At 71.8% G+C, this 25371-nt stretch carries 21 protein-coding genes and 2 pseudogenes; 7 read left to right on the forward strand and 16 right to left on the reverse strand.

The genetic code is table 11. The annotated features are described in order from the left end of the window. The 6 genes and pseudogenes from FMEAI12_RS28895 to FMEAI12_RS38770 form a co-directional block, all read left to right on the forward strand. Positions 1–209 (forward strand): annotated as a pseudogene (locus tag FMEAI12_RS28895) (protein meaA); the annotation flags it as partial. Continuing rightward, a complete protein-coding gene (locus tag FMEAI12_RS28900) occupies positions 202–732 on the forward strand; it encodes an HD domain-containing protein (protein WP_071059418.1) in 531 nt (176 codons plus the stop codon). The pseudogene FMEAI12_RS28895 and the gene FMEAI12_RS28900, both read left to right, overlap by 8 nt. A gap of 27 nt (positions 733–759) precedes the next feature. Then, positions 760–1422, forward strand: a complete 663-nt coding sequence (gene nucS / locus FMEAI12_RS28905) for an endonuclease NucS (protein WP_020458673.1) — start codon at positions 760–762, stop codon at positions 1420–1422. A 364-nt stretch (positions 1423–1786) separates the two neighbouring features. Next, positions 1787–3574, forward strand: coding sequence for a 3-hydroxyacyl-CoA dehydrogenase family protein (locus tag FMEAI12_RS28910; protein WP_071059420.1), 1788 nt, complete (start codon positions 1787–1789; stop codon positions 3572–3574). Between the two features lie 181 nt (positions 3575–3755). Continuing rightward, entirely contained in the window at positions 3756–4271 is a 516-nt protein-coding gene (locus FMEAI12_RS28915; protein WP_071059421.1) for a YkvA family protein, read from the forward strand. 15 nt (positions 4272–4286) lie between these two features. Continuing rightward, a complete protein-coding gene (locus FMEAI12_RS38770) occupies positions 4287–4544 on the forward strand; it encodes a hypothetical protein (RefSeq protein WP_083390629.1) in 258 nt (85 codons plus the stop codon). A gap of 109 nt (positions 4545–4653) precedes the next feature. On the opposite strand, the gene FMEAI12_RS28925 is transcribed toward FMEAI12_RS38770, so the two are convergent. The 7 genes from FMEAI12_RS28925 to FMEAI12_RS28955 form a co-directional block, all read right to left on the reverse strand. Then, positions 4654–5361 (reverse strand): ATP synthase F0 subunit B, encoded by a 708-nt coding sequence (locus tag FMEAI12_RS28925; protein ID WP_071059422.1) that lies wholly within the window; start codon positions 5359–5361, stop codon positions 4654–4656. A 74-nt stretch (positions 5362–5435) separates the two neighbouring features. Then, a complete protein-coding gene (gene ccrA / locus FMEAI12_RS28930) occupies positions 5436–6785 on the reverse strand; it encodes a crotonyl-CoA carboxylase/reductase (RefSeq protein ID WP_112108549.1) in 1350 nt (449 codons plus the stop codon). An 18-nt stretch (positions 6786–6803) separates the two neighbouring features. After that, on the reverse strand, positions 6804–7955 hold the full coding sequence (locus FMEAI12_RS28935; RefSeq protein WP_020461572.1) for an acyl-CoA dehydrogenase family protein: 1152 nt from the start codon (positions 7953–7955) through the stop codon (positions 6804–6806). Positions 7956–7979: 24 nt separating this feature from the next. Beyond that, the gene (locus FMEAI12_RS28940) at positions 7980–9068 is read right to left on the reverse strand and encodes a hydroxymethylglutaryl-CoA lyase (RefSeq protein ID WP_112108550.1); all 1089 of its coding nucleotides are present in this window, start codon (positions 9066–9068) and stop codon (positions 7980–7982) included. Then, a complete protein-coding gene (locus FMEAI12_RS28945; RefSeq protein WP_112108551.1) occupies positions 9055–11157 on the reverse strand; it encodes a biotin carboxylase N-terminal domain-containing protein in 2103 nt (700 codons plus the stop codon). The genes FMEAI12_RS28940 and FMEAI12_RS28945 overlap by 14 nt, the downstream gene beginning before the upstream one ends. Before the next feature lie 6 nt (positions 11158–11163). Next, positions 11164–12825, reverse strand: coding sequence for a carboxyl transferase domain-containing protein (locus FMEAI12_RS28950; protein ID WP_198541331.1), 1662 nt, complete (start codon positions 12823–12825; stop codon positions 11164–11166). A gap of 164 nt (positions 12826–12989) precedes the next feature. Next, entirely contained in the window at positions 12990–13658 is a 669-nt protein-coding gene (locus FMEAI12_RS28955) for a TetR/AcrR family transcriptional regulator (protein ID WP_112108552.1), read from the reverse strand. 750 nt (positions 13659–14408) lie between these two features. Here FMEAI12_RS28955 and FMEAI12_RS28965 point away from each other — a divergent pair. Then, on the forward strand, positions 14409–15095 hold the full coding sequence (locus tag FMEAI12_RS28965; protein ID WP_112108553.1) for a TetR/AcrR family transcriptional regulator: 687 nt from the start codon (positions 14409–14411) through the stop codon (positions 15093–15095). Between the two features lie 66 nt (positions 15096–15161). Here FMEAI12_RS28965 and FMEAI12_RS28970 read toward each other — a convergent pair whose 3' ends face one another. From FMEAI12_RS28970 to FMEAI12_RS29010, 9 genes and pseudogenes are all read right to left on the reverse strand, one after another. Then, on the reverse strand, positions 15162–15872 hold the full coding sequence (locus tag FMEAI12_RS28970) for an ABC transporter ATP-binding protein (protein WP_112108554.1): 711 nt from the start codon (positions 15870–15872) through the stop codon (positions 15162–15164). Beyond that, a complete protein-coding gene (locus FMEAI12_RS28975) occupies positions 15869–16639 on the reverse strand; it encodes an ABC transporter ATP-binding protein (RefSeq protein ID WP_112108555.1) in 771 nt (256 codons plus the stop codon). Before FMEAI12_RS28975 ends, FMEAI12_RS28970 begins: the two co-directional genes overlap by 4 nt. Next, entirely contained in the window at positions 16636–18912 is a 2277-nt protein-coding gene (locus FMEAI12_RS28980; RefSeq protein ID WP_165938772.1) for an ABC transporter permease, read from the reverse strand. Before FMEAI12_RS28980 ends, FMEAI12_RS28975 begins: the two co-directional genes overlap by 4 nt. Positions 18913–19203: 291 nt before the next feature. Beyond that, positions 19204–20397 (reverse strand): thiolase family protein, encoded by a 1194-nt coding sequence (locus tag FMEAI12_RS28985; protein ID WP_071064205.1) that lies wholly within the window; start codon positions 20395–20397, stop codon positions 19204–19206. A 515-nt stretch (positions 20398–20912) separates the two neighbouring features. Further along, on the reverse strand, positions 20913–21779 hold the full coding sequence (locus tag FMEAI12_RS28990) for an acyl-CoA thioesterase II (protein WP_112108557.1): 867 nt from the start codon (positions 21777–21779) through the stop codon (positions 20913–20915). A gap of 3 nt (positions 21780–21782) precedes the next feature. Next, positions 21783–22556 carry an SDR family NAD(P)-dependent oxidoreductase gene (locus FMEAI12_RS28995; protein ID WP_112108558.1) on the reverse strand — a complete coding sequence of 258 codons (774 nt, stop codon included), beginning with the start codon at positions 22554–22556 and terminating at the stop codon, positions 21783–21785. A gap of 400 nt (positions 22557–22956) precedes the next feature. After that, positions 22957–24147, reverse strand: a complete 1191-nt coding sequence (locus FMEAI12_RS29000; RefSeq protein WP_112108559.1) for an amidohydrolase family protein — start codon at positions 24145–24147, stop codon at positions 22957–22959. A 186-nt stretch (positions 24148–24333) separates the two neighbouring features. After that, positions 24334–25155, reverse strand: coding sequence for a crotonase/enoyl-CoA hydratase family protein (locus FMEAI12_RS29005; RefSeq protein WP_071064213.1), 822 nt, complete (start codon positions 25153–25155; stop codon positions 24334–24336). 70 nt (positions 25156–25225) lie between these two features. Next, a pseudogene (locus FMEAI12_RS29010) lies at positions 25226–25371 on the reverse strand (MaoC family dehydratase); the annotation flags it as partial.

Consider the following 25371-nt stretch of genomic DNA (forward strand, 5'->3'; position numbering starts at 1 on the left):
TGGTGCCCGAGGTGCTGGACGGGCTGCGTGCGGCTGGTCTCGGGGACGTCCCGGTCGTGGTCGGCGGGATCATTCCGCCCGCGGACGCGGAACGCCTGGCGACGCTCGGTGTTGCGGCCGTCTTCACACCGAAGGACTACGGGCTGACCGACATCATGCGTGGCATCGTGAACATCGTGCGCACCTCAAACGGCCTCGCGAGTGCCTGAACCGGCGGCCGCCCCCACTCCCCAGCCGCAGCCTCCGCCGCGGCCGTCGCTGGAGGACGCGGTGGCGCTGGCGGCCCGGGCCCACACCGGCCAGCTCGACAAGGCGGGCGACGAGTACATCGGCCACCCGCTGCGGGTGATGGACACCGTCGGCCGCACGGCCCCCGCCGCCGGGGTGGACCCGTCCCTCGCGCAGATGGCCGCCATCCTGCACGACGTGGTCGAGGACAGCGAGGTCACGCTCGACGACCTCGCCGCCTCCGGGTACCCGCCGGCGGTCGTCGCCGCGGTGGACGCGCTCTCCCACCGTGAGGGCGAGCCGCAGGAGGCCTACCTGGCCCGGGTCGCCGCCGACCGCATCGCCGTCGTCGTCAAGCGGGCCGACATGGCCGACAACTCCGACCCGCGCCGCCTCGGACGGCTCCCCGCCGAGGACGCCCAGCGGCTCACCACCCGCTACGCGGGCCGCCGCCGGCTGCTCGACGACCTCGTCCTGCGGAACGCGGGTACCCGGGCCAGGTGAGGTGACCGGGCACGGTACGGTCGCGACATGCGGCTCGTTATCGCTCGGTGCAGCGTCGACTACATCGGCCGGCTCAAGGCGCACCTGCCCAGCGCCGTCCGGCTGCTCCTGGTGAAGGCCGACGGCTCTGTCTCCATCCACGCCGACGGACGTGCCTACAAGCCGCTGAACTGGATGAGCCCGCCCTGCGTCATCGCCGAGGAGGAGGGCGTCTGGCGGGTCACCAACAAGGCCGAGGAACAGCTCGTCATCTCGATCGAGCAGATCCTGCACGACTCCACGCACGAGCTCGGTGTCGACCCCGGCCTGCGCAAGGACGGCGTGGAGGCGCACCTGCAGGTGCTGCTGGCCGACCGGCCGGACGCCGTCCGCGAGGGCCTGACGCTGGTCCGCCGGGAGTACGAGACCGGCATCGGCCCGGTCGACCTGCTCTGCCGCGACGCCGACGGCTCCACCGTGGCCGTGGAGATCAAGCGCAAGGGTGAGATCGACGGGGTTGAGCAGCTCACCCGCTACCTCTCCCGCCTGGACGATGATCCGGCCCTTCCGCATCCGGTGCGGGGCATTCTGTGCGCCCAGTCGATCACGCCGCAGGCACGCCTGCTGGCCGCCGACCGCGGCATCGCCTGCTCGGTGGTCGACTACGACGCCCTGCGCGGCCTCGAGCCTTCCATCCCCACCCTGTTCTGACCCGGTTCCGTCCCTCCCGGACGACGCGTGGCCGCTGGGTGAGTCCTCCCCTGCCGCTGAGCCGCCACGCCTTTTTGGCTGTCGCCGTCCGTGGTCCGTTGGCGGGCTCGTGCGGTCGCGGCGGGTGGGGCGGCGCGCGTAGCATCCTGTCCCCGCGCACTGCATGGCAGCTTTCATCACGATCACAAGCTCATGCGTCGAGAACCTGGGAGGATTCGGGCACTCGCGGAGTGGACGCTCCACTGTCGGTGCCGGTCCCAACGCCACACCGGTGCCCGGGACGTCGCACGCCGCACGCCGCGTACTCGGCGGTGACAGGCGGCCAGACCACGGGAAAGACCACCCGGAGGAAGGAGCGCTGGGCATGGGCCAGGAGAGCACCCTCGGTGAGCTGACGAGGATCGGGGTTATCGGGCTCGGCACCATGGGAGCCGGCATCGCGGAGGTGCTGGCCCGTGCCGGTATCGACGTGGTGGGCGTCGAACGGGACGAGGCCGGGCTGGCCCGTGGTCGGGGCCATCTGGAGCACTCCACGCATCGGGCGGTCGAGCGCGGCAAGTTGACCCCGGCCGAGCGCGAGGAGCTGCTCGGCCGCATCAGCAGCGGCGTCGACCTGACGGCCGTCGCGGACTGTCCGCTGATCATCGAGGCCATCCACGAGCGGCTGGACGCCAAGCAGGAGCTCATCGCGCGTCTCGACGAGATCTGTCCCGCCGAGACGATCATCGCCAGCAACACCAGCTCACTGTCGGTCACCGAGCTTGCCGCCGGCACCCACCGGCCGTCCAGGGTGCTCGGCACGCACTGGTTCAACCCGGCGCCGGTGATGGAACTCGTTGAGGTGGTCGGGACGGTCGTCACGGATCCTGTCGTCCTTGACGAGGTCCGCGACCTGGTCGGCCGCGTCGGGAAGATTGCGGTCAGAGCAGGCGACCGGGCCGGTTTCATCGCCAACGCGCTGCTGTTCGGCTACCTGAACAACGCGGTGCGGATGCTGGAGGCGCACTACGCGACCCGGGAGGACATCGACGCGGCGATGCGCTTCGGCTGCGGTCACCCGATGGGGCCGCTGGCCCTGCTCGACCTGATCGGGCTCGACTCCGCGTACGAGATCCTCGACTCGATGTACCACCAGTCCCGCGATCACCTGCATGCTCCCGCGCCGTTGCTCAAGCAGCTCGTCACGGCCGGAATGCTGGGCCGCAAGACCGGTCGGGGCTTCTACACCTACGCCGAGGCCGACTCGCCGCACGTCGTCGACGACGCCGCCCCGAGCGTGGTCGCCGGGGTCGAACCCAGGCCGGTGCGCTCCGTCGGCGTCGTGGGCACCGGGACGATGGCCTGCGGCATCGTCGAGGTCCTGGCCCGCTCCGGTTTCGACGTGGTGTTCCGCGCGCGGTCCGACGACAAGGTGTCGGCCGTCCGCAAGAGGCTGGTGGAGTCGTTGGAGCGAGGCGTCCAGCGCGGACGGCTGTCCGCCGAGGAGCGTGACGCCGCGCTCGCCCGGGTGACGGGGACGACCGACCTCGACGCGCTCGCCGGCTGCGATCTCGTCGTCGAGGCGGTCGTCGAGGAGCTTTCGGTGAAGCGGGCGCTGTTCGCCGCGCTCGACGAGGTGATGAAGCCGGGGGCGGTGCTCGCGACCACGACGTCATCCCTGCCGGTGGTCGAGTGCGCCACGGCGACGACCCGTCCGCGGGACGTCGTCGGGATGCACTGGTTCAACCCGGCGCCCGCGATGCGCCTGATCGAGGTCGTGCCGACGGTGCTGACCGCTCCCGATGTCACCGCGACGGTGCTCGCGGTCAGCCGGGCCGCCGGCAAGCACCCGGTGGTCTGCGCGGACCGCGCCGGGTTCATCGTGAACGCGCTGCTCTTCCCGTACCTCAACGACGCCGTGCGGATGCTGGAGGCGCACTACGCCAGCGTCGACGACATCGACACCGCGATGACGGTGGGCTGCGGACATCCGATGGGCCCGTTCGCGCTGGCGGACGTGGTCGGTCTCGACGTCACACTGGCGATCCAGCGGACGTTGTACCTGGAGTTCCGGGAGCCGGGCTATGCCCCGGCCCCCCTGCTCGAGCACCTCGTGAAGGCGGGCTACCTGGGGCGCAAGACCGGCCGGGGCTTCCGCGACCACTCGCGCTGAGGCGGCGGGGGTCCGGTCGGAGGGGGTTCGTGACCCCTCCGGGGGGTACCGGACGGGCAGCCGGCGTTGATCACCCTTCGGGGCGGGTCGGCGGTCGTGTCTAGGATGTCGCCGGGCGCCGGGACGCCCCCCGGCGGTCGGCGCCCGTGCCGGCAGCCCGTACGCCCCGAGGAGGACGCCCATGGCCACGGTGGACAAGGACGCGCTGCGCGCATTCGGCCGTGAGGTGACGACCTTCCTGCCCGACCTGGTCGTGATGCTGCGCCGGGTGGTCGCCGACCCGCGGGTGCCGCAGTCCGCGAAGCTGGAGGCGGGAGCGGCGCTGGCCTACCTGGTGTCGCCGAAGAACCGGCTGACGAACATCATCCCGGTGATCGGCCAGCTCGATGACGTGGCCGTTGTGGCCTTCGCGTTCCGTCGCCTGGTGGTCGGGGCGGGTGAGCCGATCCTGCGGGAGCACTGGCGCGGCAGCGACCGCTCGTTCCACGCGCTCATCGGGGCGTCGTCGGCGCTGGCGAGCCCGGCGGGCATGCTCCGGCGGGCGAAGGTGGCCCGTACGCTGGCCGGCGCGGCGATCCACCGGGTCGGCCGCGGCGGGCGGGCGGGTGACACCGGCGCGGAGCCGAGAACCGTCAGGGTCGTGGACGGCGAGGTCATCGGCCGTTCAGGGCCGGACGGCGGCTCCGGCGGTCACTGAGGCCCGGTCGACGGCATGGGCGCGGGCGGAAATCCGGGCACGGGGGAAAGCGCGGGCGGGGACGAGGACTGGGTCGTGCGGCCGGTGACCGGCGCCGCGACGACGAAGGCATACCGGTGCCCGGGTTGCGACCAGCTCATAGCCGCGGGTACGCCGCATCGGGTGGTGTGGCCGGTCGGCGACATCGGCGAACGGCGGCACTGGCACACCCCGTGCTGGACCCGGCGGCACGTCAGCGCGAACCGACGTCGACGGCCCTGGCGCCATCGCTAGACCTCGGCACCACGGCGAGGCCCAGGTGGACTGCTTGGCCCTGGTGACTGCTTTGGCCCTGGCGGCGCGCCGCTGACGGCTGCCGCCGCTGACCTCACCGGCGGCGGCGTCAGCCGCGGGACGAACCCGCCGTCTGGACGGTGGTGCTCTCGCCCTGAGTCAGTGCTCTCGGCTCGGAGGCCGACGGCGCCTCGATCGGGGCGGTCGCCGCGGTGAGCCGGTCGCGCAGCGCGCCGAGCTGGGCCGTCACCTGGTCGTGCAGCGCGCCGAGCTGCGCGGTGACCTGGTCGCGCTGGTGCTCCAGCTCGGCGAGGCGCCGCGCGGACTCCTCCTCGGTCTGGGCCGCGGCCGACCGGGCCGCCTCGACGACGCGCTCCGCCTCGGCGCGGGCCGAGGAGACGATGCTCTGCGCCTGCTCGTCGGCCTCCCGCAGGGTGCGGTCGCGGGTGTGCTCGGCCTCGGTGACGATGCGCCGGGCCTCCTCGAGCTGGGACTCGGCGTCGCGGGTCCGCTCGGCGCGAACCGTCGCCGCCTCCTCCTCGGCGAGCTGCAGGATCTGGGTGATCCGGCCGCCGAACTCCTCCCAGGCAGGTCGGTTCGCGGCCAGGTCGTCGCGAACCCGCGCCGCCTCGGCGGCGGCCTCCGAGGCGGCCGCCTCGGCGGCGGCGCGGTGCGACTCGGCCTCGCGCAGCTGCTCGACCAGCCAGTTGACGTGCGCATTCACCTGGTGTGGGTCGTAACCGCGGCGCACCAGGTCGAAGCCGGGGGCACCGTCACCCTCGCCGGACATCGGGATGAGGTCACTGTGCTCTGTCATAGGGCCTCAGCATCCCAGACGGGCAATCGTTGGGTGACGAGAGCTGCGGCAACGGACGGTCCGGACAGTGGGTCCTACACGCCGCGGAAGCGGTTGATGGCGGTGAGGTGACGAGCCCGGGTCTCCTCGTCACGAACCCCCAGCCCCTCCTCCGGCGCCAGGCACAGCACCCCGACCTTCCCCTGATGGGCATTGCGGTGCACATCGAGCGCCGCCTGCCCCGTCCGCTCCAACGGATACACCTTCGACAACGTCGGATGCACCATCCCCCGCGCCACCAACCGGTTCGCCTCCCAGGCCTCCCGATAGTTCGCGAAATGCGACCCGATGATCCGCTTCAGGTTCATCCACAGATACCGGTTGTCGAACTCGTGCACGAACCCGCTCGTCGACGCGCACGTCACCACCGTCCCGCCGCGACGCGCCACGAACACCGACGCCCCGAACGTCTCCCGCCCCGGATGCTCGAACACGATGTCCGGATCCTCCCCACCGGTCAGCTCCCGGATCCGCCGCCCGAGGCGCTTCCACTCCCGCGGGTCCTGCGTCCGCTCGTCCGACCAGAACCGGTACCCCTCCGCCGCCCGGTCGATCACCAGCTCCGCGCCCATCGCCCGGCAGATCGCCGCCTTCTCCGCCGAGGACACCACACACACCGGAATCCCCCCACCCCGCAGCACCATCTGCGTGGCGTACGACCCCAGCCCACCCGACGCCCCCCACACCAGCACCACGTCGCCCTGCTTCATCCCCGCCCCGTTACGCGACACCAGCTGCCGGTACGCCGTCGAGTTCACCAACCCCGGCGCCGCCGCCTCCTCCCAACTCAAATGCCCCGGCTTCGGCATCAACTGGTTCGCCTTCACCAACGCCAGCTCCGCAAGACCACCGAAATTCGTCTCGAACCCCCAGATCCGCTGCTCCGGATCCAGCATCGTGTCGTTGTGACCCTCGGGACGCTCCAACTCCACCGACAGACAGTGCGCCACCACCTCATCCCCCGGGTGCCACGCATGCACCCCCGGCCCGGTCCGCAGCACCACCCCCGCCAGATCCGACCCGACCACGTGGTAGGGCTGGTCATGTTTGCTCGCCAACGGAGACGTCCGCCCGTACCGCTCCAGGAACCCGAACGTCGACAACGGCTCGAAAATCGACGTCCACACCGTGTTGTAGTTCACCGACGACGCCATCACCGCCACCAACGCCTCACCCGGCCCCAACTCCGGCGTCGCCACCTCATCCACATGCAACGACTCCCGCGGATCCTTCTCCCGCGACACCCGCCCCTCGAACATCCCCACCTCGTCCTTGCGCACCACCACACCCCGGTACGACTCCGGCACCGCCAACGCCCCGAACTCCGCCCGCCGCTCCGGCGAACGCGCGTCGCCGGCCATGATCGCTTCGACAATCCGCTTCACAGCTGGCTGCTCCGTCCGTCAGACGCCGAGGTGGCGCGCGATCAGCATCTTCTGCACCTCGCTGGTGCCCTCACCGATTTCGAGAATCTTGGAGTCGCGCCAGTGCCGTGCCACCGGGTACTCGTTCATGAATCCGTACCCGCCGTGGATCTGGGTCGCCTCGCGGGCGTTCGTCACCGCCGCCTCGGAGGAGAACAGCTTCGCCATCGCCGCCTCCTTCTTGAAAGGCAGGCCGGCGAGCATCCGCCACGCGGCGTCATAATAGGCCGTCCGGGCTACGTAGGTCCGGGTCTCCATCTCGGCGAGCTTGAACGCGATGGCCTGGTTTCGGGCGATCGGCGCGCCGAACGCCTCCCGTTCCTTGGCGTACTTCACGCTCTCGTCCACGCAGGCCTGCGCCAGGCCGACGGAAAGCGCCGAGATGGCGATGCGGCCCTCGTCGAGAATGGACAGGAAGTTCGCGTATCCGCGGCCCCGCTCACCGAGCAGGTTCTCCGCCGGGACCCGCACGTCCTGGAACGACAGCGGCCGGGTGTCCGAGGCGTGCCAGCCGACCTTCGAGTAGGGCGCGCCCGCGCTGAAGCCCGGCGTCGGCACCGGGACGATGATCGAGGAGATCTGCGGCCGGCCGTTCACCGGCTCCCCGGTCACCGCGGTCACCGTCACCACCCGGGTGATGTCCGTCCCGGAGTTCGTGATGAACGCCTTCGACCCGTTGATCACCCATTCGTCACCGACGAGCTGGGCCGTGGTGCGGGTGCCGCCGGCGTCGCTGCCGGCGCCCGGCTCGGTCAGCCCGAAGGCACCCAGCGCGCGGCCGCTGGCCAGTACCGGCAGCCACTCCTCGCGCTGCGCCTCGGTACCGAACCGGTAGATCGGCATCGCCCCCAGGCCCACCCCGGCCTCGAGGGTGATCGCCACCGACGAGTCGGCCCGTGCCAGCTCCTCGATCGCCAGGCAGAGCGCGAAGTAGTCGGCGCCCTGGCCGCCGTAGGACTCCGGGAACGGCAGGCCGAACAGGCCCATCTCGGCCATCTGCGCGATGATCTCGTACGGGAAGGTCTTCGCCTCGTCGTGCCCGGCGGCCGCCGGGGCGACCACCTCCCGGGCGAACTCCTCGACCGTCTTGCGCAGGGTCTCGTGCTCTTCGCTCAGCCGGCTGTCAGGCATGGCCCGTCTCCTTCTCCTGCTTCACTACATCCGTCCGACGGGTTGAGTGCGGTGTCCGGGTTCGGCGCCGTACCCGGGTTCGGCGCTGGTTCCCGCGTCCGCCGTGGCACCGTCCTCGGCGAGCCGCGCGGCCAGCGCGTGCACGACTCGTGACGGGCTCGGCCGGCCCAGCCGCTCCCCCATCCACACGCTGGTGCGCACCAGCGCCCCGAGGTCGACGCCGGTGCCGACGCCGAGGCCGTGCAGCATCCAGACGAGGTCCTCGGTGGCGAGGTTGCCGGTCGCGCTCCTCGCGTACGGACAGCCGCCGAGGCCGCCCGCGGACGAGTCGACCGTGCGCACCCCGGCGCGCAGCGCGGCAAGGGTGTTGGCGAGAGCCTGGCCGTAGGTGTCGTGGAAGTGCACCGCGAGGATCCCCGGGCCGATCCCGGCCGCGGCCAGCTCGGCGAGCAGGGCCTCGACGTGGCCGGGGGTGGCCACTCCAATGGTGTCGCCCAGCGACAGTTCGTCAACACCGAGGTCGACCAGGCGCCGGGCGATCGCGGCGACCTGCCCGGGTGGGACGGCTCCCTCCCACGGGTCGCCGAAGCACATCGACAGGTAGCCGCGGACCGCCAGGCCCCGGGCCCGGGCCGCCGTCACCACCGGCTCGAACATCGCCAGCGACTCGTCGACCGTGCGGTTGAGGTTGCGCCGCGCGAAGGTCTCGGTGGCGCTGCCGAAGACCGCGATCTCGCCGGCCCCGGCCGCCAGGGCCCGTTCCAGCCCCCGGGTGTTCGGCACCAGCACCGGCCGCCGGGCGCCCCGCGGCGGCGGGCCCAGCAGCTCCAGCAGCTCCGCCGCGTCGGCGAGCTGCGGAACCCAGACCGCCGGGACGAAGCTCGTCGTCTCGATCGCCCGCAGCCCGGCGCCGGCGAGCCGCCGGACGAACTCCGCCTTGACCGCCACGTCGACGACCGAGGCCTCGTTCTGCAGCCCGTCGCGAGGGCCCACCTCGTAGATCGTCACCGACTCGGGCAGGCCGTCCGCCCGGTGGACGTCCGGCTGGAGCCCACCTGGCTGGCGCGCGTCGGGCCGGTACGGGTCGGGCCGGCGCGGATCAGGCTGGGGCATCGGCCGCTCCCGCGGGCCCGTCGGACGCCCCGGCTCCGTCCGCCACCCCGTCGGGCGCCGGCTCGACGACCGCGAGCAGCGCGTCCAGCGCGACCGAGTCGCCGACCCGGACGAGGACGTCCTTCACCTGGCCGGCGACCGCCGCGACCACGGTGTGCTCCATCTTCATGGCCTCGACGACGACCAGCGGGGCACCGGGCTCGACGACGTCGCCGGGGGCCGCCCGCACGTCGACGACGGTGCCCGGCATCGGGCTGCGCGCCTCGCCGCTGTGCTCGCCGGCCGCCGCGTCGGCGCCGCTCTCCGCCCGCCGCTCCGCGAGCGCCCAGGTGAACCCGTCGGCGCCCACCCAGATCGTGCTCCCGCTCGCGGCCACCTGCCACCGCCTGGTCCGGCCGTCGACCGTGACCAGCGCGTCCGCGGGCTGACCCGGGGTGGACGCGGGCAGCCAGTCGAGCTCGGCCGCGCGTGGCCCGCCGCCGTCCAGGCGGACCAGCAGCCGGCCGTCGGCGGCGCGTTGCACCGCGACCTCGCGTGCCGGCGAACCCCCGGCCCCGCCGGGAGCGGCGACCGACCAGCGCGACCAGGCCCGCTCGCCCAGCCGCCAGCCCGACGGCACGTCCCAGGGGTCGACGACCGATCCGGTCGGCACCATCCCGACCGCGCCGACCAGCCCGAACACCTCCAGGGCGTCGTCCGCCGTGGGCTCGCCGGGCAGGGCGTGCCCGGCGGGATCAGTGAGTGCTTCGAGGTGCCGCTCGACCAGACCGGTGTCGAGGCGGCCGGAACGGGTGTCGGGATGGCCGATCAGGCGGCGCAGGAAGCCGATGTTCGTGGTGACGCCCAGCAGCGTGGTGCCCGCGAGCGCGGCGTCGAGGCGGGCCAGCGCACCCGCCCGGTCCGGCGCCCAGGCGACGATTTTGGCCAGCATCGGGTCGTAGGTGGCGGCGACCCCCGTGCCCGCCCGCAGGCCCGAGTCCGTGCGTACCCCCGCGCCCGTCGGCTCCCGCAGGACGAGGACGTCCCCGCCGGTGGGCAGGAAGCCGCGGGCCGGGTCCTCGGCGTACACCCGGGCCTCCACGGCGTGACCGGTCAGGCGCACCTCGTCCTGGGTGATCCGCAGCGGCTCGCCGGCGGCGACCCGCAGCTGCTCGGCGACCAGGTCGACGCCGGTGACCAGCTCGGTCACTGGGTGCTCGACCTGCAGCCGGGTGTTCATCTCCATGAAGAAGAACTCGTCAGGCCGGTCGGTGCCCACGACGAACTCGACCGTGCCGGCGCCGACATACCCGACGGCGGCGGCGACGTCGACGGCCGCACCGCCGATGCGCGCCCGGGTCGCGGCGTCGAGCAGCACCGACGGCGCCTCCTCGACGATCTTCTGGTGACGGCGCTGCAGGCTACACTCCCGCTCGCCGAGGTGGATCACGTTGCCGTGTGTGTCGGCGAGGATCTGCACCTCGATGTGCCGGGGGGTGTCGACGAACCGCTCGACGAACAGCGTGTCGTCGCCGAAGGACGCGGCGGCCTCCCGGCGGGCCGAGCGCAGCGCCTCGGCGAGCGCGGCGGGCTCGCGGACGAGCCGCATGCCCTTGCCACCGCCTCCGGCGGCCGGCTTGACCAGCACCGGGTAGCCGATCTCGGTCGAGGCCGCGACCAGGTCGGCGTCGGACATCCCCGGCTCGACGCGACCGGGCACGACCGGGACGCCGGCCGCGGCGACGGTGCGCTTGGCCGCGATCTTGTTGCCCATCAGCTCGACGACCCGCGCGGACGGGCCCACGAACACCACACCGGCATCGGCGCAGGCCTGCGCGAACACCGGGTTCTCGGCGAGGAAGCCGTAGCCGGGGTGCACCGCCTGCGCCCCGGTCGCCGCCGCGGCGGCGAGCACCCGCTCGATGTTGAGGTAGGAGTCGAGCGCGCGGGCCGGGCCGAGGCGCACCGCGACGTCCGCCTCGGTCACGTGGCGGGCGCCCGCGTCGGCGTCGGAGAACACCGCCACCGAGCGGACGCCGAGCTCACGCAGGGTCCGGATGACCCGGACCGCGATCTCACCCCGGTTGGCGACGAGCACCGTGTGGAACATCGACCCTCACATCCGGAAGACGCCGTAGCCGACCGGTTCCAGCGGCGCGTTCGCCGCCGCCGAGAGCGCCAGGCCCAGCACGGTGCGGGTGTCCGCCGGGTCGATGACGCCGTCGTCCCAGAGCCGGGCGGTGGCGTAATAGGGGTTGCCCTGCTGTTCGTACTGCTCGCGGATCGGCGCCTCGAAGGCCGCCTGCTCGTCGGCGGACCACTCGCCGCCGCGGGCCTCGACGGCGTCGCGACGGACGGTCGAGAGCACGGCGGCCGCCTGGTCGCCGCCCATCACCGAGATCCGGGCGTTCGGCCACGTCCACAGGAAGCGCGGCGAGTAGGCCCGGCCGCACATCGAGTAGTTGCCGGCGCCGAACGATCCGCCGATCACCACGGTGAACTTCGGCACCCGGGCGCAGGCCACCGCGGTGACCATCTTCGCGCCGTGCTTGGCGATGCCGCCGGCCTCGTAGTCCCGGCCGACCATGAAGCCGGTGATGTTCTGCAGGAACAGCAGCGGGATGCTCCGGCGGTCGCACAGCTCGATGAAGTGGGCGCCCTTGAGCGCCGACTCGCCGAACAGCACCCCGTTGTTGGCGATGATGCCGACCGGATGCCCGTGCAGCCGGGCGACCCCGGTGACCAGCGTCGAGCCGTACTCCTTCTTGAACTCCGCGAACCTGCTGCCGTCCACCAGGCGGGCGATCACCTCGCGGACGTCGTAGGGTGTGCGCGGGTCCGCCGGTACCACCGAGTAGAGCTCGGAGGTCGGGTACAGCGGCTCCTCGGTCGGGGTGACGTCCCACGGGCGCGGCGCGCGGGGCCCGAGGCCGGCGACGATGCGCCGCACGATCGTCAGCGCGTCGGTGTCGTCGGCGGCCAGGTGGTCGGTGACGCCGGACTTCCGCGAGTGCAGCAGGCCGCCGCCGAGGTCCTCCGCGCTGACGACCTCGCCGGTCGCCGCCTTCACCAGCGGCGGGCCACCGAGGAAGATCGTCCCCTGGTTGCGGACGATCACCGCCTCGTCGCTCATCGCCGGGACGTACGCCCCGCCGGCGGTGCACGACCCGAGCACGGCGGCGATCTGGGCGATGCCCCGGGCCGACATGGTCGCCTGGTTGAAGAAGATCCGACCGAAGTGCTCGCGGTCCGGGAACACCTCGTCCTGCCGGGGCAGGAACGCGCCACCGGAGTCGACCAGGTAGACGCACGGCAGCTGATTGTGCAGCGCGACCTCCTGGGCGCGCAGGTGCTTCTTCACCGTAGTCGGGTAGTAGGTGCCGCCCTTGACCGTGGCGTCGTTGACCACCACGACGCACTCGCGGCCCGAGACCCGGCCGACCCCGGTGATGATTCCCGCGCCCGGCGCCTCGCCGTCGTACATCCCGTCGGCGGCCAGCGGGGAGAGCTCGAGGAACGGGCTGCCGCGGTCGAGCAGCGTGTCGAGACGGTCGCGGGGCAGCAGCTTGCCGCGCTCGACATGCCGGCGGCGGGCAGCCTCGGACCCGCCCAGCGCCGTGCTGGCCAGCCGGCCCCGCAGTTCCTCGACGAGGTCCGCGAACGCGGCGGCGTTGTGACGGGCGGGATCGCCCTTGGCATCGACCAACGTCCGGAGCGGCTCGGCGGGCTCCGCGCGCCCCCCGGGCACCGGGCGGTCGATGTTAGCGTCGACTAACATGCGACGGAGGCTAGCGGTCGCGAGCCCCCCTGTCGAGCGGTGCCGACTTCCGCAGCTTTGCCGGCCCGTTCCGGGGGACGACGGCAGCCGAGGCGAGTTGCGTCAGCCGCTCCATGCGCTGTTGCGGCAACACGCGTTGGAGCGGGCCTCGGCCGGTGGGGACGTCAGTCCGGGCGCAGGCTGCGAAGGAAGAGGCGGACCGCGACCTGGGTGTGGCGCTCCAGCAGCGCGGGGTCGCGGACGATGCCGAACGAGGCCAACCGGGCCGGTGCCGCGGAGACCATGCCGAGGAAATGCTCGGCGAGGATCTCGGGGTCGTCCGCGGCGATCGCTCCGGTGGCCGCGTGCCGGTTCAGCAGCTCGACCACGAGCCGCCGGCGTGGGAAGGCGCCGGCGGCGTGGGTGCGGCGGGCGAGCTCGGGGAACCGGGAGGCGTGGGCGATGGCGATCCGCCCGAGCCTGACCATCGACGGGTCGAGGGCGCGGCTCAGCGCGGTCTGCGCGATCGCCGTCAGCGCCCCCTCCAGGTCGTCGAGGTCCGGCGGTTCCGGGTCCGGCGTCGGCCAGTCACGGCGCAGCGTCGCCCACTCGAGGACCGAGCAGAAGACCTCTTCCTTGCTGGTGAAGCGGGCGTAGAGCGAGGCCTTGGTCGTGCCGGCCGCGCGGGCGATCGCGTCCATCGAGGTGCCCTCGTAGCCGTGCTCAAGAAAAAGCCGCAGGGCGCTGTCGCGGACGGCACCGTCGAGCCTCGCCGTCTCGTCGAGGGTGGGCCTGCCACCGCGGCGCGGCCGGGCCGGGCCGGCGGGCTGGGTCTCGGAACGGACCGGCGGCATGGGGAAAGTCTGCCAGATCCCGACGCGGGCGGCCCCGGCCGGAATCCACGCGGACCGGCGCCGGCGTGGACGAACTCGTCGGGGGCCAGCGGGGCTCCGGTCAGGTAGCCGCGCGGCCCGGCGCGGATGTCTCTCGGTCGCGAGACCACGGTCCCGCCGGGTGGTGAACTCGGCGGTCGGGTTTCCCTCGCCGCCGGAAAGACACGCCGCCGTTCCGCCGGAATCGGTGAGACAGGGAATCGCCGCGAGCGTCGACATCACCGAGGCCGTTCAAGGCCGTTCGCCGCTTCGGTGATCGCCTCCTGGCAGGACGCCTCCGCGTCACGTGACACTCGAAAGCCGGCGTTCCCGGACATGCCTCCCTGGCGGCTTCGACGAGCCGGTCGCGGCGCCTGGCGGGCCGCCCAGCCGCCTGGCGGGCAGGCCGCTGGTCGCTCGGCAGGCCAGCGCCCCCGACGGCCGGCGGACGGAGGGGACACACTCCGTACACACCGATTGATCGACGGACAGGCTCTATAGCCGATCACCGGCTAGTATGGTCGGCACGCCTGGCCACCAGGCATACCTCCGAGACCGTTACGACACCCCGCCCTACAACACCCCGCGCGACTTCCCGCGATACGACACTCGACCGAAACAGCACTCCGCTGAAACAGCACCACACCGAAACAGCACCGACCCTGTCGGGCCGCCCGAATATCGCTCCGGGATACCGTACGGACACGGATACCGCACGAATAGGAGAAGGAATTGTCGACGGCCGCGCCGGTTGATCGCGAGAAGCCGAACGGGCCTCGCTCGCGCAAGGGCGCCGCGACGCGCGCACGGCTGCTCGACGCGGCCAAGGCGGTCTTCGAGAAGGACGGATTCCTCGAGGCCCGGATCTCGGACATCGCCGAGCAGGCCGGGCTTTCCCACGGGTCGTTCTACCACTACTTCGACTCCAAGGAGCAGATCTTCCGCGAGGTCGCCATGGAGATGACGGACCTGCTGAACTCTCCGCTGAGCACGTCGATCTTCCTGCCGTCCTCGACCGCGGTCCCCCGGGAGCGGATCAGGGCGGGCATCCGCACCTACCTCGAGAGCTACCGCGCGGAGGCGCGGATCATCGGGGTGATCGAGCAGGTGTCCCGCTACGACGCCCACCTCACCGACGAGCGGTTCGAGCACCAGCAGCGCGACCGGGAACGCGTCGTCGGTTCGATCCGGCAGCTGCAGAGCCTCGGCCTGGCGGATCCGGACGTCAACCCCGCGATCGCCGCACACGCGCTCGGTGCGATGGTCTCCCGGTTCGCCGAGATGTGGTTCGTCCAGGGGCTGGTCGACTGCGACTTCGACGAGGCCGCCGACCAGCTCGCCAGGCTCTTCGCGAGCGCGCTGCGGCTGCGTGACCGGCCGGACGAGGACGGCCGGCCCTCCCCCTCTTTCGCGGAGTGAGCGCCGGCCGTCGGAGAACCGGGGCCGGCTGCCGGGCACGGCTCGTGCCCGGCAGCCGGGTCGGGGTCAGTGCACGGGGTCGAAGGCCTGCGTGACCACTCCGGTGGCCTCAGCGCTGCTGCCCGTCCAGGAGACCGAGCCGTGGTCGAGGACGATCACCCGGTCACACAGGTCCAGCGCGTGGCCGACCTGCTGCTCGACGATGAGCAGCGACGTCCCCTCCCCGCGCAGCCGGCGAAGGGTGTCGTAGAGCTCGGCGACGATGATCGGCGCGAGGCCCAGCGACAGCTCGTCGGCCACGAGGACCTTCGGGATCTCCACCATGACCCGGGCCATCGACAGCATCCGCTGCTCGCCACCGGACATGCTGCCCGCGAGCTGCCCGCGGCGCCGGCCGAGCACCGGGAACATCTCGTAGGCCAGCTCGAGGCCGCTGCGGACACCACGGCGGCCGCGGACCCGCCGGAACGACAGCGAGAGGTTCTCCTCCACCGTCAGCGTCGCGAACACCGAGCGGCCCTCGGTGGCGTGCGCGACGCCGGCCCGGGCGAACCGGTACGGCTTTGAGCCGGTCATGTCCTTGCCGGCGACGAGAACGGATCCCTCGGTGGGGACCACCAGGCCGGAGGCGACCCGGGCGACGGTCGTCTTGCCCACCCCGTTGGAGCCGACGAGGGCGAGCGCCTCGCCGGGCGCCAGGGTGTACGAGACACCGAACAGTGCCCGGAACGGGCCGTAGGCAGCGGTGACGGACCGGAACTCCAGTACTGGTGTCATTGGGCCACCTCGAAGTTGCCGAGGTAGGCGTCCCGGACCTCGCTGCTCGCCATGACCTCGCGCGTCGGGCCCTGCGCGATCAGCCGTCCGAAGTCGAGGACGTAGGAGCGGGTCGTGAAGCTGGTGACCAGCTCGACGTCGTGCTCGACCAGCAGGATGGCGAACCCCTGGGCGCTCTGGACCTCCTCCAGGGTCTTCGCCAGCGCCGTGGTCTCGGACCGGTCGAGGCCGGACGACGGCTCGTCGAGGAGGAGGAGCTTCGGTTCGGTCATCAGCGCCCGCCCGACCTCGACGAGGCGGCCCTGGCCGAGGCTGAGCCGTTCGATGGGCTCCTCGGCCAGTTCGACGAGGCCGAGCAGCTCGAGCACCTCGTCGCAGCGGGCGACCTCGGCCGGCCGGGGCCGGCCGAGCCCGATGATGTCCTTCCACAGCCGGCCGTCGCCGCGCCGGATCCGCTCGGCGATGACGAGATGGTCCCGGACGGTGCAGTCCGGGAACAGCTCGATCCGCTGGAACGTCCGGCCGATTCCCGCCTTGGCCCGCCGGTAGGCCGGCGCGCCCGTGACGTCCCTGCCGGCGATCTCCACCGTGCCGCCGTCGGTCTGCAGCACGCCGAGCAGGCAGTTGAAGAACGTTGTCTTGCCCGCTCCGTTCGGCCCGATCAGGCCGACGCGCTCACCCTCGTCGATCTCCATGGTGACGTCGTCAAGGGCGGTGATGCCGGCGAACCGCTTGGTGACGCCCTGTGCCTTCAGTACCCGATTCACGAGACCGCGTCCTCCGTCCGCGCGGGCGAGGAGGCCGCCGGGCGCTCAGACCCTCCGTCGGCCGCGGCCTTCGGTGACCCGTCGCCGGCCGCGGGTTCAGCTGTGGCAACCGGGGCGGCGGGCTGCGCCGCCGCCTTCGCCGAGGTGCCCGTGGGTGGGGTGGTGTCCGGCTCGGGAGCCGATCCCGCCGCGCCCGCGCCCGCGCCGACGGCCACCGGCACCGCGGCCGGGGTCGCGGGGCGGGCCAGTGCCACCAGCTTGGTGATGAACTTCGGCATGCTCGCCGGCCGCTCCACCAGGCCCTCCGGATGCCGGGCGAACTGGATGGCCGCCAGGCCGAACAACACGTAGACCCACTTGCCGGAGATCGGGAAGAAGTCCGGGATGGCGGTCGGGCTGCGCAGGATCCAGGCGAACACCGTCCCCTTGAGGATCAGCTGGTCGAACACCGCGAAGGACGCGGCGGCGTTCAGCGCGCCGCGCACCGTGCGCGAGCCGAGCGTCACCACGATCACCACCCAGAACAGGGCGGTGAAGGGAACGAAGTTCGTGCCGTAGTTGACGTTCTCCTGCTGGATCGCCAGCAGCGCGCCGCCGAGTCCCGCGATGAACGCGGAGACCGCGAAGGCGACCAGGCGGGCCCGGCCGGCGGAGATGCCGATCGACTCGGCGCCGACCTCGCTGCCACGCAGGGCGACGAGGGTGCGGCCGAAGGTACCCTTGCGGAGCTGGAGGACGACCATGGCGACCACGATGAGGATCACCGAGGCGAACACCAGGTAGTACTTGTCGTCCGCCAGGTCCCAGGGCCCGATGACCGGGCGCGGCACGGCGGTGCCCTGCAGCAGCGCGGAGTCCCCGCCACCGATCCAGGAGAGCTTCACCAACACGGCGTCGAAGAAGTAGGCGAACGCCAGGGTCGCGATCGCCGTCCAGATGCCGCCCAGCTTGCGGATGGGCAGCGACAGGACCGCGCCGACCACGGCCGCGACGGCGGCGCCGATCAGCGCCGCCATCAGGACCGAGAGGTTGTAGCGGTCGACGAGCTGGAAGACCGTGAACGCCCCGATGGCGGCGAACGTCCCCTGGCACAGCGAGATCTGGCCGGCCATGCCGGTGATCACGGTGATCGACAGGAAGATGATGCCGATCACCACGGCCTGCGTCACCAGGAAGACCCACAGCTGGTCGCCGCGGGCCAGCACCACGATGGCGACGACGCCGAGCGCGGCGAAGCCGATCAGCCTCGTGATCAGGGCCCGGCGCGGGTCGCGCACCTCGCCGCCGAGTGACGGCGGCGGCGGCTCGACCCCGGCCAGCGGGTCACCGGTCTCCCGGGAGCGCCGGATGCTCGGGACGAGCACGACGACACCGAAGAGCACCACGAACGGCACCGACGGCGTCAGGTTGTCCTGGATCGTCGAGACCCAGGCGTGGTCGTCGGACCAGCGCGGGAGGAAGGTGTTGAGCTGGGCGATGATGATGCCGAGCAGCAGGCCGCCGGCCATCGCCTTCGGCAGGCTCGTCAGCCGGCCCACCGCGGCCGCGGCGATCGCGACCACCATGAGGCTGAAGAAGTCCGCGGCCGCGAGCGTGTTGAAGCGGGGCGCGATGAGCACGCCGGCGACACCGGCGAACAGCGACGACAGCGCCCACGACAGGGCCGAGACCCGGTCGGCGGGGATACCGTTGAGCTCGGTCATCTTCGGGCTCTCGACCACCGCGCGCATGCGGACGCCGATGGCGCTGAAGCGGAACAGCGCGACCAGCCCGGCCATCGCGACCAGGGCGACGCCCATGCTGACGAGTTCGTTGCGGCTGTACGCGTAGACCCCGAACGGGTCGTAGAAGACGTTGGCGCCGTCGGGAACGACACCGACCGGCGTCACGCCGGCGACCGCGGTGAAGTCGGCCAGGATGTCGAACAGGTAGGGAATCGCGACCGCGAGGCCGGCGGCCACGACGAGCCGCGCCACCGCCGGTGCCGTCCGCAGCGGCCGGAAGATCAGCCGTTCGAGGATCAGCCCGATCAGCGGGGCCATCACGAAGACCGCGAGGATGACCGACGGGACGGTCGGCCACTCCCAGATGACCCGGGCCTTGAAGTACATGGCTGCCGAGACATAGGCCTGGGCGCCGAAGGCGAGGTTGAAAACACCCGAGGTCTTGTACGTCAGGACGAAGCCCAACGCGACGAGGGCATAGACCGCTCCCGGCGGTACTCCCTGAAGGAGGGCCTGGAAGAAGTCATGTGAGACGGAGGTCTGGTTCAAGTCAGCAGCCGCCCGTCTGCTGGGCGACAAAGCCGACGGGCCTTGGATCGGGGCGCACCGGAGCCCCGTGTCCGGCCGGCGCCGTCGGGCATGCTAATCGCCAGTAACAGATACCCTGATGCATCACTGTATGCGCCATTCCGTTGGCTTCAAGGTGCCAGAAATGCATGTCGCCACCCGCGATCCCGGTGGCAACCGTTTATTCATTTGTTTCCGGCCGCTCACGGCGGCCGGAAAGAAGACCACCGCCGAGGCCCGGTGGGCGCCCACCGGGCCTCGGCGGTGCGAACCTCAGCTCGAGCGCGGAGCGGGAACCTCCAGCACGAGGGCGCTTGCCATGCCTCCGCCGGCGCACATCGCCGACACCGCCACTCCGCCGCCGCGACGGCGCAGCTCGTGGATCAGCGTGATGATCTGCCGCGCGCCGGTCGTCGCGATCGGGTGCCCGAGGCTGCAGCCGCTGCCCAGGAAGTTGACGCGGCTGTCGTCGATCTCCAGGAGCTTGGACGCCGCGACCGCCACGGACGCGAACGCCTCGTTGATCTCCCACAGGTCGACGTCGGCCACGGTGAGGCCGGCGCGCTTGAGGGCCTTCGGGATCGCCAGCGTGGGGGCGATGCCGGTCTCGGCCGGGGGCACCCCGACCGACGCCCAGGCCCGGACGATGCCCAGCGGCTCCAGGCCGTGCTCCGCGGCGTAGCCGCCGTCAGTGATGACCATGGCGGCGGCGCCGTCGTTCGCACCCGCCGCGTTGCCGGCCGTGATGCTGAAGCCCTCGATCTCGGGGTGCAGCGGCTTGAGCGAGGCCAGCTTCTCCAGGCTGGTGGAGCGCCGCGGGTGCTCGTCCACGGCGAAGGTGAAGCTCGTGCCGTCCCGCCGGGGCACCTCGATCGGGAAGATCTCGTCGGTGAAGCTGCCCGCGTCGATGCCGGCGATGGCCCGCTGGTGCGAGCGCAGCGCCCACGCGTCCATCTCCTCGCGGCTGACGCCGGCCTTGACGGCCGCGTTCCACCCGACGGTGATGGACATGTCGAAGTTCGGGGCCTCGGCGGTGTTCCGGTGGGTCGGGGAGTACCAGTCCTCGACCTCGTCGGTGCCGGGCCGGCGCCGCTTCGCCCGTGGCGAGGTGGAGGAGGAGTTCGTCCCGCCCGCGACGACGACACGGTCCATCCCGGAGATGATCGAGGCGGCGGCGGTCTGCACCGCGACGAGCCCCGACGCGCAGTGCCGGTTGTGCGCGACGCCGGCGGCGTTCGCGAAACCAGCCTCGATGGCCGCGTAACGCGCGATGTCGCCGCCGCCGTAAAGCGATTCACCCAGGACGACGTCATCAATGTCCGCGCTGTCGATACCGGACCGCCGAACTGCCTCCGCGACGGCCTGCGTACCCAGCTCGAAAGCGTCGACGTCGACGAGGGAACCCTTGCCCGCGGTGCCGATCGCCGTCCGTGCGGTCGAGACGATTACCGCTTCATGCTCCGACAAGTTCGCTCCTCTGATGGGTACCACGAACCTCGCATGGCCGGAGCACACGTCCCGCCGCTGTGAGGTGCCTCATATTACTGAGGTCGACGTCGGAGTCAAGGTATGCAAAGACTCGCGACGTCGACCCACCTCGAGCCCTGCAGGTGAAGGAGTCCGGGCCGAAATCGACGCCAGCGCCGGCGTTGACAGAAATCCGGCGCCCACCATCGAAGTCTCCCGTTCCGCGACCACATCCTCACCCTGCGTCGCCGGGCGAGGGGCGGTCAGCGACGCCCGGCACGCGCTGCCTGATCCAGGACGCCGGTCGCTCACCGCCACCATGCGAAATTCTCTCAGAAGGGGCTCGAAGGTGTCGACACATGTGTTATCGCCTGGCGAGAGGCCCGGATCCCCCTGGGGAGAACACCTGGCCCACCGCGTCGCGCCCTGAACGGGGAGGACCGGGCCGCCCGGGGACCACTGGTCCCGGGGCGGCCCGGTCGATCACGACGACCGGGGGTGGATCACGCCTCGGCTCACAGGTGACGGCTGCCAGAGGCCGCCATCGCCCTGATCATGTTGTCCTGGACGAAGGACGCCACGAGAGCGCCCCCGCCGCGGTACGCGCTGCCCTGGCCGTAGCTGCGGCCGTGCCCCGCGTACGGGCTGCGGTGCGACAGCAGCACCCATTCCGACGCCGGTCCGGGCTGGTGGAAGGTGATCGTGTGGCTGAGCACCCCGGTCGACAGCGACACGTGGGCCAGCGCCTGGCCGACACCGGGGTGCGGCCGCATCGCGGTCCCGATGAGGAAGCTGTCAGTGGACAACGCCAACAGCGCCTGCGAGGTCACCAGGTCATCGGGCGCCCCGGGCCAGCGGATCCAGACGTCGAGCTCGGGCGGGCCCACCGCGTCGGGGTCGCTGATGTCCACGTCGCCGACGACGCGCACCTGCCAACCGCCGGAGCCGTTCGCCGCGCCCGCCGTGCCGTTCGCGCCCTCGGCGCCCGCCGGCTCGGTCGGTGGGACAGGAGGCGGCGCCGGGTGGGTCTCGGCGTAGCTGATGAAGTCGGGCTCGTCGCCGGTGAGCAGCACCTGCGACTGCACGCAGAGCCGCCCGCCCTGGCTGATCGACACCGCGCTGGCCGCCAGGCTCCGCCCGGAGTGCTGGCGGGTCACCGCGATGTCGAGCGGCGTGTCCGGCCGCGCCGCCCGCGCGAACACGGTGTGCAGGGTCTTGACCTTCTTGCCCTCCTGGCCGACCAGCGCCGCCACCAGGGACTGCGCCAGGAGCTGCCCGCCGTGCGCCACCGGGCCGCCGAGCTGGATGCTGCCGGCGCGGTAGCGGTCGGTGTCGACCGTTTCGAGCTCGAGGGACGCGAGGACCGAGTCGAGGGAGAACATCGTCTACCGGGGGCCGAAGCGCAGAGCGCCGTCGAGGCGGATGTTCTCGCCATTGAGATAGGAGTTGCGGGCGATCGACTCGACCAGCAGCGCGAACTCCTCGGGCTTGCCGAGCCGGCGCGGGAAGATGATGTCCTGGACGAACTTCTCCCGCATCTGCTCCGGCACGCCCATCATCCGCGGGGTCCCCATGGTCCCCGGCGCGATGGCGCAGACCCGCACGCCGATCGGGGCCAGGTCACGGGCCATCGGCAGGGTCATGCCGAGGATGGCCGCCTTGGCCGCGCTGTAGGAGACCTGGCCGATCTGGCCCTCGATCCCGGCGATCGAGGCCGTGTTCACCACGACCCCCCGCGCGCCGTCCGCGTCCGGCTCGTTGCCGGCCATCGCGGCGGCGGCCAGCCGGGTCACGTTGAAGGTGCCGAACGCGTTCATCTCCATGGTCTTGATGAACGCCGGCTTGTCGTGCGGCGTCGCGTCGCGCCCGACGGTGCGCCCGGCTCCCTTGACGCCACCGCCGGCCACGTTCGCGACGACGGACAGCGGGCCGCCCGCCTGCGCGGCCTCGATCGCGGCCTGCACGTCCTCGTCGCTGTTGACGTCACCACCGACGGCGGAGGCCGAGTCACCGAGCTCCTTGGCCAGGGTTGCCGCGGCCGTGTCGTCCTGGTCGAAGATCACGACGTGCATGCCGACCTCGGCCAGGTGGCGCACCGTCGCGGCGCCGAGGCCGCCGGCACCGCCCGTCACTATCGCTGAACGTCCGTTCAGGTCCAACGGTCATCACCTTTCGTCGACGCGGAACTGACAACTCTGTCCACCGGCCGGCCGTTCACTGCCGGTCCGGTCTTTCTACCGCCGGGCCGACGACCGCTCTGTCTGCTGATCGCCAGCCGGCCCCCTGCTGACGGTGTTACCCGGCAGCGCCCGCGGATGGCGCGGGCACAGCCCGGCCGGCCGCCCGTGGCGGGCAACCCGGCTGCCGGTTTCGCGGATGTCTCGAGGTTCCCTGGGTGGGGCGCCGCGGGCCGTCTCCCCCGTCCCGGACGGGTTGCGCATGTCACCTGAGGACTTGTCCCAGCATGGCCGTAACAGGTCCGCACTGTCGACCGCTCCGCGACGGGGCACACCCGCCGGCCCCTGCCGGGCAGGGCCAAGCCGAGCAGGGGCCGAAACGTCAGACCGGGACGGCGATTCCGGTGAGACGGGCGAGGTTCTCGCCCATGATCTTCCTGACGTCCTCCTCCGGCATGCCGGCCGGCAGGTGGTCGACGTAGCTGCACGGCTCGGCGAGACCCTCCGGGTGCGGATAGTCAGAGCCGAAGAGGACGTGGTCCACACCGATGGCCTCGACGAGCTTCTCGATGTTGTCCTCGTGGAACGGGCTGATGTAGATGTTGCGCCGGAACGCCTCCACCGGGTCCTCGTCGAAACCGTGCGGCATCTTCGTGTAGGCGTCGGCGAGGTGCTCGAGCAGCGGCACCACCCAGTCCCCGCCGGCCTCGATCGAGGCGACCCGCAGCTTCGGGAACCGGGCGAAGACGCCGCCGCAGACGAACGCCGTCATCGAGTCCTCGGCCGGCCGGTGCCCCATCGTGACCATGCGGAACGGGTCCGGGCGGAACGGCAGCATCTCCTGCGGGCCGGTCCAGTCACTCTGGTACCGCGAGTAGCCGCTGTCGGAGGAGTGCATCGCCACCAGGATGTCGGCGTCCACCACCGCCTGCCAGAACGGGTCGAACTCGGGGAGCGCGAACGAGCGCGAGCCGCGCAGGCCCGGCACCGGCGCCGGGCGGATCAGGACGGCCCGCGCGCCGCGCTCGGCCGCCCACTCCAGCTCCGCGATCGCCTTCTCGACGATGGGCAGGGTGATCACCGGAGTGGTGAAGATGCGGTTCTCGTAGTTGAACGACCAGACCTCGTGAATCCACTCGTTGAGCGAGTGGACCACGGCATGGGTCAGATCCGGGTCGTCCCGCATGCGCTCCTCGAGGAGGCTCGCGAGCGTCGGGAACATCAGCGCACGGTCGACGCCGAGCTCGTCCATGAGCTGGATGCGCGGCGCCGGCTCACGGAACGCCGGAATGCTGCGCATCGGGTCCCCGACGATCTCGCGGTAGGACTTCCCCTCGGGGTTCCCGACACGGAAGTACTCCTCCTGAGCGCCGGGCCGCGCCACCACGTCGAACGTCGGATTCGGGATGTAATCGCTGATCTGACCACGGATGGCGATCTTCGTCCGGCCGCGGACCTCGACATAGTCGACGGCGCCGCGGTAACGGTCCGGGAGATGCCGGGTGAAGGCGTCGCGTGTCTCGTAGAGATGGTTGTCCGCGTCGAACACCGGGAAGGTCAGTCTCTTGGCCATGTCAGCATGTTAGTCAGTATTGATACTGACGTCAATATTGGTTTGGGGGGTGAGCCGGAGCCGGGCGGGGCACGGCGTGCCAGGTCAGGGCACATGCCGCGGCACGGCACGACCAGGTCCGGACATGACGAAGCCTCCGCCCTGCGGAGGGCGGAGGCTTCGTCTACTGCTGGTGGTGGTGCCGGGTTACTGGCCGGTCCAGCGCGGCGGGCGCTTCTCGGCGAACGCCACGGCACCCTCCTTGGCATCCGCCGAGGTGCGCACCACCGCGACGTACTCCTCCTGGCGCTCGAACGCCTCCTCGAGCGGCCAGTCGACCGATCGTGACAGCACCTGCTTGGAGGCCGCGAGCGCCAGCGGCGCGTTCGCGGAGATCTCCTCTGCGAGCTCGAGCGCGACCCCGAGCGCCGCGCCCGGCTCGGTGAGCCGGTTGACGAGGTGGACCTCGGCCGCCTCGGTCGCCGGCCACATCCGGCCGGTCAGGACGAGCTCCATCGCCAGGTGGTAGGGGATGCGGCGCTGCAGCCGCAGCAGTCCGCCGGCCGCCGCCGCCAGGCCGCGCTTCACCTCGGGCAGGCCGAACTTGGCGTCCCGCGCGGCGACGATCAGGTCGCAGGAGAGCACGATCTCGAACCCGCCGGCGAGCGCGTAGCCCTCGACCGCTGCGATCAGCGGCTTGCGGGGAGGCTGGCGGACCAGCCCGGCGAAGCCGCGCCCGGGCACGATCGGACGCTCGCCGCGGGCGAAGCCCTTCAGGTCCATCCCGGCGCAGAACGTCTTGTTCGCGCCGGTGATGATGCCGATGCTCAGGTCGTCACGGGCGTCGAGCTGCTCGAGCGCGGCCGCGATCGCGGTCGCCAGGCTCAGCGACATGGCGTTGCGCGCCGCCGGCCGGTTCATGGTGAGGACGAGCACCCGGCCGTGCTCGGTCAGGACGAGCTCGTCGGACGCGCCGGGAGGGGCGTCCTGCAGGGAGCCGTCCGGACGGGAGGTCTGCAGATCAGCCATGATGCTCTCTCTGGTGATCGGGTCAGGGGCCGCGGAGTCGGTCGCCGCGGCAGCGGACGGACGGGGTGGGTCAGGAGGTCCGGGGCTCGGGCCGGCCGGGCTGTTCTCCCCCGCGGGCCTCGCCGTAGGACCGCTTGGGGACCATCACCTTGCGCCGGTAGACGCAGACCAGGGTGCCGTCCTGGTTGAGGCCGCGGGTCTCGACCGTCACGATGG

It is taken from the genome of Parafrankia sp. Ea1.12, assembly GCF_900465275.1.
In the GTDB taxonomy this organism is placed as follows: Bacteria; Actinomycetota; Actinomycetes; order Frankiales; family Frankiaceae; genus Parafrankia; species Parafrankia soli.

Bases quoted from the DNA above. Each gene is read 5' to 3' on its own strand.
- nucS (WP_020458673.1), top strand. From the start codon at position 760: ATGCGGCTCGTTATCGCTCGGTGCAGCGTCGACTACATCGGCCGGCTC.
- FMEAI12_RS28935 (WP_020461572.1), bottom strand. From the start codon at position 7,955: ATGCCTGACAGCCGGCTGAGCGAAGAGCACGAGACCCTGCGCAAGACG.
- FMEAI12_RS28970 (WP_112108554.1), bottom strand. From the start codon at position 15,872: ATGACACCAGTACTGGAGTTCCGGTCCGTCACCGCTGCCTACGGCCCG.
- FMEAI12_RS28940 (WP_112108550.1), bottom strand. From the start codon at position 9,068: ATGCCCCAGCCTGATCCGCGCCGGCCCGACCCGTACCGGCCCGACGCG.
- FMEAI12_RS38770 (WP_083390629.1), top strand. From the start codon at position 4,287: ATGGGCGCGGGCGGAAATCCGGGCACGGGGGAAAGCGCGGGCGGGGAC.
- FMEAI12_RS29005 (WP_071064213.1), bottom strand. From the start codon at position 25,155: ATGGCTGATCTGCAGACCTCCCGTCCGGACGGCTCCCTGCAGGACGCC.
- FMEAI12_RS28910 (WP_071059420.1), top strand. From the start codon at position 1,787: ATGGGCCAGGAGAGCACCCTCGGTGAGCTGACGAGGATCGGGGTTATC.
- FMEAI12_RS28955 (WP_112108552.1), bottom strand. From the start codon at position 13,658: ATGCCGCCGGTCCGTTCCGAGACCCAGCCCGCCGGCCCGGCCCGGCCG.
- FMEAI12_RS28925 (WP_071059422.1), bottom strand. From the start codon at position 5,361: ATGACAGAGCACAGTGACCTCATCCCGATGTCCGGCGAGGGTGACGGT.
- FMEAI12_RS28950 (WP_198541331.1), bottom strand. From the start codon at position 12,825: ATGTTAGTCGACGCTAACATCGACCGCCCGGTGCCCGGGGGGCGCGCG.
- FMEAI12_RS28945 (WP_112108551.1), bottom strand. From the start codon at position 11,157: ATGTTCCACACGGTGCTCGTCGCCAACCGGGGTGAGATCGCGGTCCGG.
- FMEAI12_RS29000 (WP_112108559.1), bottom strand. From the start codon at position 24,147: ATGGCCAAGAGACTGACCTTCCCGGTGTTCGACGCGGACAACCATCTC.
- FMEAI12_RS28915 (WP_071059421.1), top strand. From the start codon at position 3,756: ATGGCCACGGTGGACAAGGACGCGCTGCGCGCATTCGGCCGTGAGGTG.
- FMEAI12_RS28990 (WP_112108557.1), bottom strand. From the start codon at position 21,779: ATGTTCTCCCTCGACTCGGTCCTCGCGTCCCTCGAGCTCGAAACGGTC.